General features: G+C 61.5%; 9 protein-coding genes and 1 pseudogene. 5 read left to right on the top strand and 5 right to left on the bottom strand.

Features of this window, described 5'->3' with window-relative positions:
* The 4 genes from QMX88_RS27810 to QMX88_RS27795 all read right to left on the bottom strand — a co-directional run.
* On the bottom strand, positions 1-1,105 hold a 1,105-nt coding region (locus QMX88_RS27810; RefSeq protein ID WP_282373458.1), incomplete at its 3' end, for an alginate export family protein.
* Between the two features lie 121 nt (positions 1,106-1,226).
* Entirely contained in the window at positions 1,227-2,039 is an 813-nt protein-coding gene (locus QMX88_RS27805; protein WP_023082276.1) for an alpha/beta fold hydrolase, read from the bottom strand.
* 29 nt (positions 2,040-2,068) lie between these two features.
* Positions 2,069-3,076, bottom strand: a complete 1,008-nt coding sequence (locus QMX88_RS27800; protein WP_031668809.1) for an MBL fold metallo-hydrolase — start codon at positions 3,074-3,076, stop codon at positions 2,069-2,071.
* A gap of 61 nt (positions 3,077-3,137) precedes the next feature.
* Positions 3,138-4,535 (bottom strand): MFS transporter, encoded by a 1,398-nt coding sequence (locus QMX88_RS27795; protein WP_023082275.1) that lies wholly within the window; start codon positions 4,533-4,535, stop codon positions 3,138-3,140.
* 224 nt (positions 4,536-4,759) lie between these two features.
* On the opposite strand from QMX88_RS27795, the gene QMX88_RS27790 reads away from it, so the two are divergent.
* From QMX88_RS27790 to QMX88_RS27770, 5 genes are all read left to right on the top strand, one after another.
* Complete coding sequence (locus QMX88_RS27790; protein ID WP_049881452.1) at positions 4,760-5,485, top strand: alpha/beta fold hydrolase; 726 nt, start codon at positions 4,760-4,762, stop codon at positions 5,483-5,485.
* Complete coding sequence (locus tag QMX88_RS27785) at positions 5,478-5,879, top strand: nuclear transport factor 2 family protein (protein ID WP_015063459.1); 402 nt, start codon at positions 5,478-5,480, stop codon at positions 5,877-5,879. The genes QMX88_RS27790 and QMX88_RS27785 overlap by 8 nt, the downstream gene beginning before the upstream one ends.
* Positions 5,880-5,945: 66 nt before the next feature.
* Positions 5,946-6,827, top strand: coding sequence for a gallate dioxygenase (locus tag QMX88_RS27780; protein WP_015063458.1), 882 nt, complete (start codon positions 5,946-5,948; stop codon positions 6,825-6,827).
* A gap of 3 nt (positions 6,828-6,830) precedes the next feature.
* A complete protein-coding gene (locus tag QMX88_RS27775) occupies positions 6,831-7,199 on the top strand; it encodes a protocatechuate 4,5-dioxygenase alpha chain (RefSeq protein WP_015063457.1) in 369 nt (122 codons plus the stop codon).
* Positions 7,200-7,257: 58 nt separating this feature from the next.
* On the top strand, positions 7,258-8,208 hold the full coding sequence (locus tag QMX88_RS27770; protein ID WP_015063456.1) for a LysR family transcriptional regulator: 951 nt from the start codon (positions 7,258-7,260) through the stop codon (positions 8,206-8,208).
* Positions 8,209-8,260: 52 nt separating this feature from the next.
* Here the strand turns inward: QMX88_RS27770 and QMX88_RS27765 are convergent.
* Positions 8,261-8,410: pseudogene (locus QMX88_RS27765) on the bottom strand (IS5/IS1182 family transposase); the annotation flags it as partial.
* Positions 8,411-8,898 lie beyond the last annotated feature (488 nt).

Genomic DNA, 8,898 nt, shown 5'->3' with positions numbered 1-8,898 from the left:
ATACATTGGCTCTGAGCCCCAGGCGCGGCTGAAGGGCAACCTTGGGGAAGGTATAACCACCATCCATCATCATCGCCCATGCGCTGATGTCCTTGGTTCCAAAGCGACCGGACTGGTAGGTACCTTCCACGTCGAGATCCCAGGTCGCAGTGCGCTGCCACAGCCTCGCACCCCAGCTGCTACGGTTCTCGGAGGCCCTGCCCTGAGCGTTCAATGCAGTGTCACGCTTCACCTGGAACCAGTACCCGTCGACGCCAAAGCCAGCCACCACGTGCGGAGCGCTGACGTAAACGCCGTGGAATGACTGTGTGTGGTTAGGGGCATTGTTGAATTCGCCGTCCTTAATGTTTACGGGGCGAACGGCGAACGTGTCGACAGAGATCTTGCCGGGAAGGGCATAGGTCGCGCGCAGGCCCTGATAGAGCACACGCTGATTGACACCGTCCCGCAGCGTGACAAGCTTGCCGTTGCCAAGCGGCATTTCGAACCGACCAGGACGCAACGTCAACTTTCCAGCTTTGCCGAGCGGCACCGTCACATCGAGGAACGCCTGCTCGACGTCGAAGGGCCCCCGGTTCGGCGGAGTGACCAGGCTGGAACCGTACTCACGATTGTCGCCCAGTTCCACAAAGGCCCGGACGTGCGGCCCCATGTGCAGATCGGCCAGCAGTCGCAAGCGACGCTGCACCGGGTCATTGGCGTCATTCGCAGTGCGCCCGGCATTCTGATGATCCCAGGCGGTGTAGTATGCGCGCGCCTCACCGCCGAGGGAGAGGTATATGTCATCCGAGCCGATCGGGATGTGCTTGATCCTGTCGATCAATGGCGCATCCTTGCTGACGGGCTGCGACCAGTCCTCCGTCCAGCGGATCGCCTGGGGAAGGTTCGGCGTTCCCGTCTGCCCGCCGGGGACCGCCACGGCAGCGCGGGGCTGCGATCGTGGGGGGCGAACACCGGGTTGCGCCTGGCTGCCCATCGGGCCACCTGCGGACTCGTCCTCGGTGCTGGCCGGAGGCACCGATTGCGCCAGGGCGACAGTCGACCCGGTCATGATCGCTGCTCCCAGCAGACAGCCGCACACGATCGTCTTGGAACCTTTCAACACAGCCTTCTCCCAGACGACGCCCCTGTCTGCCGCAGTCCAGCAGCCCCACAAGCGAGGTCGTTCACATCATTTTGAAGTTCTCTTGCGTAGTCTCGCGCGGGCTAATCCGCAATCGCGGAGATCAAGCTGCGGACAGCAGGATTTCCGATAGCTGCTGCGGTATGTCGATCATCACGTCGTGCCCGCACTCTTCGGCTGCAAGTCCTATCGCGGTCCACGAGGGATCCTTCTGCGCCTTGGCAAAATAGCTGTCGAACGTCGGCATCGCAAAGCCGGTAGCGCGAACGTACGTTTTGCGTGCTACGCGATCGCGCGCGCCTGACAGGACGATAGGCTGGATTGCGACCCCTGATGGTTGCGGGGTCATCTTCGCCTGCACCCAAACTGCTCTGGCAGTATCCTTGATGCCGAAGACCTCGGCTTTTGGCGCGGGTCGTCCCGCCTCGCCTTTGGCGATCGCGTCCTTGAGCGCCTGTTGAAACTGCGGCGAGTTGAGATCTATTACGCGTTGTCCATTTTCAGGCACGAAGGCATCCACGAAGACGACAGAGGCCACCTTGTTCCCGATCTTCGCGAGCGCCGCGGAAACGGGCCAACCGCCATACGAATGTGCGACCAGCACCGCGTCCTCGATGTCTTCCCATGCAAACAGGTTCACGATGTCGTCGATGTGTGTCTGGAGAGTAATCGAATTGGACAAAAGGTGCGAACGGTCCGCCAACCCGGTGAGCGATGGTGTGTAGACGGTGTGTCCCTGAGCTCGCAGCAAAGCCGCTACATCGCGCCAGCACCATCCGCCATGCCATGCGCCGTGTATCAGAACGAAACTGCGCTTCCTGGCTGGCGTCACCGCCATCGCGGGCACGCCCGAGGCGGCGGTGGCTGATGCAAGAGCCGTATAAAGCGCAGATTTGATGAGGGATCGCCGGTGCATACGGTATTATCCTTTGAAGGCAGGCGAGATCACTGAGCCGGAGAAGGAATGACCGACACTGCGGAGCCAATGGCGATGCGCATCAGATCGGTGCCGACGACGACGTTTCCGTTCGGCCAGTGCGAGAGCGCGCGACGCTTGAGCGCCGCATCGGTGTTGGTCTCGTCCTGCGGGCCCGGCCGCGAGATGTGCGAGAATACGGCAAGCTTCGGGTGCGCCTGGCGGAACACGTCGCCTGCCTCTTCGGCGCTGGTGTGATGCGCGATCGAAGGCTTTGCCCATGCATCGTTGACATGGCTTGCCGCAACGATGCTGGCTTCGTGCACCAGCAGATCAGCGCCGGTTGCCTGTCGGACGACCTCCAGATCGTATTTGGTGTCTCCGGACAGGACCACGGTGCGCCCCTTGTACTGGACCTTGTAGCCGACGGCAGGCTTGATCGCCGCGCCGTGATCCACCGTGAAGGCCGTAACGCGCACCCCATTCTTCTCGAACACGACGCCGTCTCGCGTGAACTCATGGACGTTGAGCTTCTCCGCCGCGGCGGTCACTTCGTTGTCGTGACGACGGATCACCAGATCAGGCTCGAACATCGCCTGCATGCCGGCAGCCACCTGCTTGATGCCAACCGGGCCATAAAGCTCGAAAGGGGCTGTCCGACCATTTTGCGGCGAAGGCAGCAGGCTAGTCGACCACAAGTCACCCAAGCCGTTGACATGGTCGGAGTGATAATGGGTGATGAACGTGGCATCGATGCTGCCCAGCTTCACGCCCAGTTGTGCAAGGCGGATGGAACTTCCACGCCCTGCATCGAACACCAGATTGAGGCCCCCGACTTGCACCAGCGTCGAATACCCGAAGCGTGCCGGGCTCAACGTGGGCGTTCCCGTGCCCAGCAGCGTCACGACCATGTCAGCTGAGGCAAGCTGGGTATTCGCTGCCGGAGCGGGCGCAGGCGCGCTCGCTTGGGCAAAAGCCGGCGCACCGGTTTCGGCACTGCCGAGGAGCAGGAGAAGAGAAGCAACAGTTTCACGCATTTTCGACATCCATCTTGTTGGGTTTTCGGTGAGACCCGGATTTTCACGCCGACAGAGCTGGTCAGGCGACCTCGCTCTCCCGGTAGCGCACAAACGAAAGGGCAATTCCGCCTATCAGTGTCCCGCCCGCCATAAGGACGGCGACAAGCGACAGGGAGGCGCCGCTGGCAAACAACAGACCGGCAACGATCGGGCCCATCGCAGCCCCCGCCCGGCCTATGCCGATGACGAGGCCCGTGCCACCCGCCCGAAGCGCGGCGGGAAACGACTGCGCGATCACTGCATAGAGGCCCGCAGTCGCCCCATTGGTGAAGAAACCGCCGATCGCCGCGAGCAAAGAGAGCGAAGCGAGCGTGGTGAAGCCCTGGCCGAATGCAGCGATGGCCACCGCGCCCAGGAACATCGAGCCTATGACCAGCAGGCGCACCCCGACTTTCTGCGTCAACAGGCTGAGCACGAGCGAACCGCTAGCGCCGCCCACGTTGGCCCATACCAGCACCCCGCCAGCCGATGCCGCCGGGAAACCCAGGTCCGCCACGATTTTGGGGATCCACTTCATGAGAAAGTAGAAGGTCATCATGTGCATAGCGTAAGCGACGACCAGCAGCACTGTTACGGCTGCAATGCCGGGGCTGAAGAAGGCTGCGACGCCAACGCGCTCAGGCGCTTCATCTTGCGGGGGCAGTTCAAGAAGCGGGGCACGCCCTTGGCGGGTCATCGTACGATTGATCTTCTCCAGAGCGCCCTTCGGACGCTTGTGGAGCAGAAACGCGATGGTTTCTGGCACCAGCCATAGCACCAGCGGAATAAAGCAGGCGGTCGCAACCGCACCGAATTCGAAAACCGACTCCCAGCGTTCGGTGAGTTCGAGCAGTTCGCTGGCAATCAGCCCGCCTACGATAGCCCCGACGGGATAGCCGCCCGCCATAACCGCGACCGAAAGATTGCGTCGCCGGGCGTTGGAGCATTCGGCCACGATGGCATTCGTGGCCGCAAGCATCCCGCCGATGCCAAGCCCCGTGAAAAGCCGGAAGATCGACAGGGTCGTCACATTCGGCGCCATCGAGGCAGCGAACATGCCGAAAGCCATAATCACGAGGCAGTTAAGGATAGTGGGACGTCGCCCGATGCGATCGGCCATCGCACCCAGCACGAAAGCCCCGACGCCCATGCCGATGAGCTCCATCGATAGCACCGCGCCCAAGGCGGCGCGATCTATACCCCACTCTCTCGCGATTCCGGGTGCCGCGAAGCTGATCGACAGCACATCGAACCCGTCAAGCGCATTGAGCGCCGCGGCAAGCGCCACAGCGAGGATCTGACGGGAGTGCATAGGCTCACGCGCGATCAACGCGCGAGGATCGGGAGAAGAGGTCGACAAGAAGCCATCCCGAGCGCGCGCGCGGATTTCGATGTCGCTTTTCCGCACGTCGGGGCCGGGGGATTGTGCCTTGTTCATTTCACCTCTCATGCCAGCGCTGAGACTGTTCTTCGCAGTCTGCATCGTCATGGATCTATCAGGGAGAGAGATGCGGGGCGTATGCTTTTGCGCGCGTTCGATATAACCCAGCCAAATATCTCGGATTGCATTTTTGGCATATCAAACGAGCAGAGAGGTATAAGACATTCCATCCGCAGCGAGTTAGGCGTGGCGAAACAAACTCACCGCGAGAGGATGCTGCTTTGGCCGAGACGCTCGTTCTAATACCCGGACTGCTTTGTGATGCCATTATCTGGAAGCATCAGGTGGCAGCTCTGGGCGAACGATACGATATCCTCATACCTGACCTCACCCGTTTCGCATCGATTGAGGCCATGGCTGCCTCGGTGCTAAACAAAACATCGGCGCAGCTTTCCGTCGCCGGTCACTCGATGGGCGCGCGTGTCGCCATGGAGATGGCGCGGATGGCTCCCGAACGCGTAGAGCGTCTGGCCTTATTGGACACCGGCATCCATCCGATGCGCGCGGGCGAACCGGAGAAGCGAGCGCACTTGGTTGAGCTTGGGCAGCGTGAAGGAATGAGAGCAGCGGCGGACGCCTGGCTGCCTCCGATGGTCGCGCCCGGAGCTCTTGACGCCGACCCTTCGCTGCGCTCGGATCTCTATGCTATGGTCGAGCGAATGAACCCCGCGATTCATCAGGCTCAGATTACGGCCCTGCTCACGCGCCCGGACGCGCGGCAGGTCTTGCCGCTGCTGCGCTGTCCGGTACTCGTCGGCGTGGGGGAACTGGACGCATGGAGCCCGCCGGCCCAGCACCTCGACATCGTTGATGTCGTGCCGCAGGCGACTTATGTCGTCTTCGCTGGCAGCGGCCACATGGCCCCGCTCGAAGCGCCTGAAGCAGTTTCGCAAGCGCTCTCGGAGTGGATGCTGACCCCCCTATCGAAGGAGCACGCGCATGAATGATGCCGCCCGTTTCGGCATCGAACATGCCTGCGAGCGCCTGATCAAGCGCTTTGCGCAGCTTAACGACGCCCACGACCACGATGCCCTCGCCGAAATGTTCGTGAGCGAGGGCAGCTTTGCCCGGCCGACAGACCCGACCAATCCCGTCACGGGCCGGGAGGATATCCGCGCGTTCTTTCGCGACCGTCCCAAACGGATCACGCGCCACGTCATGACGAACATAGTGGTCGAGGTCTTGGACGAAAACGCTGCGTGCGCCAGAAGCTACGTCGTCCTCTATTCCGGCGAAAAAGGCGCGCAAGTGCTCCTCGGTGACTTCGATGACACCTTCCGCCGCGACGATGACGGCGCATGGAAGTTTCAGAGCCGCGCCGGCTCCCTCGCATTCGGCTGAGTAAAGCGGCCGGACAGCATGACATGGCCGCTGCCAAGCGCAGCCGCCCCAACAGGATTGAACGAAATGGCACGGATAATCGGTGGCATCGGAACCTCTCACGTCCCGACGATCGGCGTCGCCTACGACAAGGGACGCCAGGCGGATCCCGTCTGGGCACCTTTGTTCGACGGCTACAAACCGGTCGCCGAATGGCTTGCAGAGAAGAAGCCGGACGTGTTGCTATTCTTCTACAATGATCATGCCAGCACGATGTTCTTCGACCTTTACCCCACCTTCGCGTTGGGCATCGGGGACCGCTTCCCCATAGCCGATGAGGGCGCGGGTCTGCGCGATCTGCCGCAAATTCGCGGGAACGTAGACTTCCAGGCGCATATCGGAGAATCGCTGGTCAACGACGAATTCGACCTTGCGTTCTTCCAGAACAAGCCCATCGATCATGGAATTGCATCACCGCTTCCGCTCATGTGGCCCCACGAGCCGGACTGGCCGGGGGTCGTCGTCCCCATCGCGGTCAATGTCCTGCAGTACCCGCTGCCCACCGGCCGGCGCTGCTATCGCCTGGGCCAGGCAGTGCGCCGCGCCATTGAAAGCTATCCAGAGGACCTTTCGGTCGTGGTGGTCGGCACCGGCGGGCTTTCGCACCAGATTCATGGGGAGCGAGCCGGCTACAACGACACTGATTGGGATATGGAATTTCTCGAGCAGCTTTGCGACACGCCGGAAAAGCTGCTCCACTTGCGCCACGCGGATTACGTGCGCCTCGGCGGCGCCGAAAGCGTTGAGCAGATCATGTGGCTGGCAATGCGCGGCGCCCTGCCCGATCGTCTGACCGAAATCCACCGTAACTACTATCTGATGACCACCACGGCGATGACCGTCGTGGTCTATGAGGAGGCAGGTGAGCGCGCGCAGCCTTCCGCAGCAAGCACCAGCGTGGAGGCCTGACCGATGTTCACCCAGAACCCGCAGACCGTCGGTATCGAAGAACTCACCGGCACGTACGTCTTCGATCTGCGTACCTGCAACCGTACACTGGCGTTTAACCGTTTCTTCTGGAACATGATCCGTCCGAAGTATCGCCAAGCCTTCCTCGACGACGAGGAGGCTGCGATGACGGTAGCCTCCCTTTCGGACGAGGAGAAGGCACTCGTGCGCGCGCGTGACTGGCTGGGCATCGTCCAGTATGGCGTCAACTTCTTCGTTCTCGAGAAATGGGCACGCGTAGTGCGGCGGACGAACCTCGAAGTCTATGCCATCATGCGCGGCGAGACGCTCGAAGAGTTCATGCAGACCCGAGCAGTGCCGCACGCCACCTGAACTGACGCGGCCCGCGATGCCCTTTTCAAGGTAGGGCAGCGCACGCTAGGATGGCGGCATGGCGCGCTACCTCGAACAACGATTGAAGATCCGGCATTTGCGCGTGATTGAGGCTCTTGACCAGCACAAGAGCCTTCTGCGGGCCTCAAAGGCGCTCGGCGTCAGTCAGCCCGGTCTCAGCCGAACCTTGCAGGAAGTCGAAGATATCGTCGGCTGCGAACTGTTTGAGCGGCATCCCCGGGGCGTGCAACCGAACGCTGTCGGACGCCTGCTGGCAAGAGGCGCCCAGCGTCTCCTGGGCGGCATGCGCCAGATCGAGGCCGACCTCGGAGAGCTGTTCGAGGAACACAAGCGAACGATCCGCGTCGGCGCGCTGCCTGTCGCGGCGCACGGACTTTTGCCGACGGTGATTTCAGACGCGACCGACCGAGGCTCCCACCTCGGGGTCGAGGTCATCGAAGGTCTGACGACGCAATTGCTGCCCGCCCTGCATTCGGGCGAGATCGACGTCGTGGTGGGCCGCCTCTACGAGCCGGATGCACCCGATGGCCTGATCCGGCGCGCACTCTATAGCGAGCCCGTCGGTCTCATAGCCCGCAGCGACCATCCCCTGTTCGAACTCGATGGCGTGACTGCAGAGGACGTGCGGCGCTTTCACGTCGTCTCTCCGGCCGTGAGTACTCGCGTCGAACACGACGTGCGTACCGCGCTCTCCGCCATGCAGGTAGACCTAGATGTGTCCATTCGGTCGACATCGGTCGGGTTCATGCGCGAGTTGTTGCTAACGGGAAATTTCATCTCGGCGATGCCGAAGGTCCTTGTTGCGGGCGACCTGGAAAGAGGGCTGCTTCGCCTCATCCCGATACCGCTTCCGGCCCCGCCGCGCCGCGCGGGCATCATTTACCGCGAAGGTTTGAGCGACGCAGGCAAATTACTTGTAGCGGCCATCGGTCGCGAGGTTGAGCGACTGGCGGCTAGTGGGATCATTGATGCGTTTAACGAGGATTGAGCCGGTCGGCCGGCTGCACAACATAAATGCCTGATTCGGAAGGTCCTAAGGTGTAGCAATACCTCGCAGCTCTGCGGGTGAGCATGCGGATGGATGCGATGGTCGCCGATGCGTTTGATGGTGCAATAGTGGTTTCCCGGTCCTTCGCGATGCGGCGGCATAGGCCAAGCCATGCGAAGATACGTTCGACAGCCCATCGTCGAGAGTACCGAGCCTTTTGATACGTTCAGCATCCAGTTCTAGATCCCCACGTGCTGACGGTTCGCTTCGCTCAATGGCCAGATCGTCAAACTCTGGCGGGATTTTTGCTATTTGCCATGCGGCTCAGCATCACCATCACCCGGCCACCTTCCGCCTCCTCTTGGCTTACCTGACGGCGCTTGTGGTAGAACTTCGCGCATCAGGGGCAAACTTGTTCGTCGTCTTGCTCATCGTAGACCCTCACTCTCAGGAGTTGCGGCCTCGGGCAATCCCGGGGCGGTCCATACCGGTGTTCAGCGTGTTGTAGAACGACCGCAAAATCGTAGGCCACGCATTGGCCGTAGTGTACGAAAAACAGGTGTTTTTCGACACCTGACACCCTTACCGTATATCTGTGCCCGTTTAATGTGACGCCCCCATCTAGGGCATACCTTGCTTCGAATCGCTCGATATCAATCTGCAGCGCATGCGATGCCCCGGTGGCGTTTC

The sequence above is a fragment of the Pseudomonas sp. PS02290 genome, from assembly GCF_029960075.1.
Taxonomy (GTDB): Bacteria; Pseudomonadota; Gammaproteobacteria; order Pseudomonadales; family Pseudomonadaceae; genus Aquipseudomonas.
The sequence above is the reverse complement of the archived record's forward strand: the minus strand, read 5'-3'. Positions and strand labels throughout refer to the sequence as shown.

Coding starts and splice junctions, on each gene's coding strand:
- QMX88_RS27780 (WP_015063458.1), top strand. CDS start 5,946: ATGGCACGGATAATCGGTGGCATCGGAACCTCTCACGTCCCGACGATC.
- QMX88_RS27770 (WP_015063456.1), top strand. CDS start 7,258: ATGGCGCGCTACCTCGAACAACGATTGAAGATCCGGCATTTGCGCGTG.
- QMX88_RS27785 (WP_015063459.1), top strand. CDS start 5,478: ATGAATGATGCCGCCCGTTTCGGCATCGAACATGCCTGCGAGCGCCTG.
- QMX88_RS27805 (WP_023082276.1), bottom strand. CDS start 2,039: ATGCACCGGCGATCCCTCATCAAATCTGCGCTTTATACGGCTCTTGCA.
- QMX88_RS27775 (WP_015063457.1), top strand. CDS start 6,831: ATGTTCACCCAGAACCCGCAGACCGTCGGTATCGAAGAACTCACCGGC.
- QMX88_RS27795 (WP_023082275.1), bottom strand. CDS start 4,535: ATGAACAAGGCACAATCCCCCGGCCCCGACGTGCGGAAAAGCGACATC.
- QMX88_RS27800 (WP_031668809.1), bottom strand. CDS start 3,076: ATGCGTGAAACTGTTGCTTCTCTTCTCCTGCTCCTCGGCAGTGCCGAA.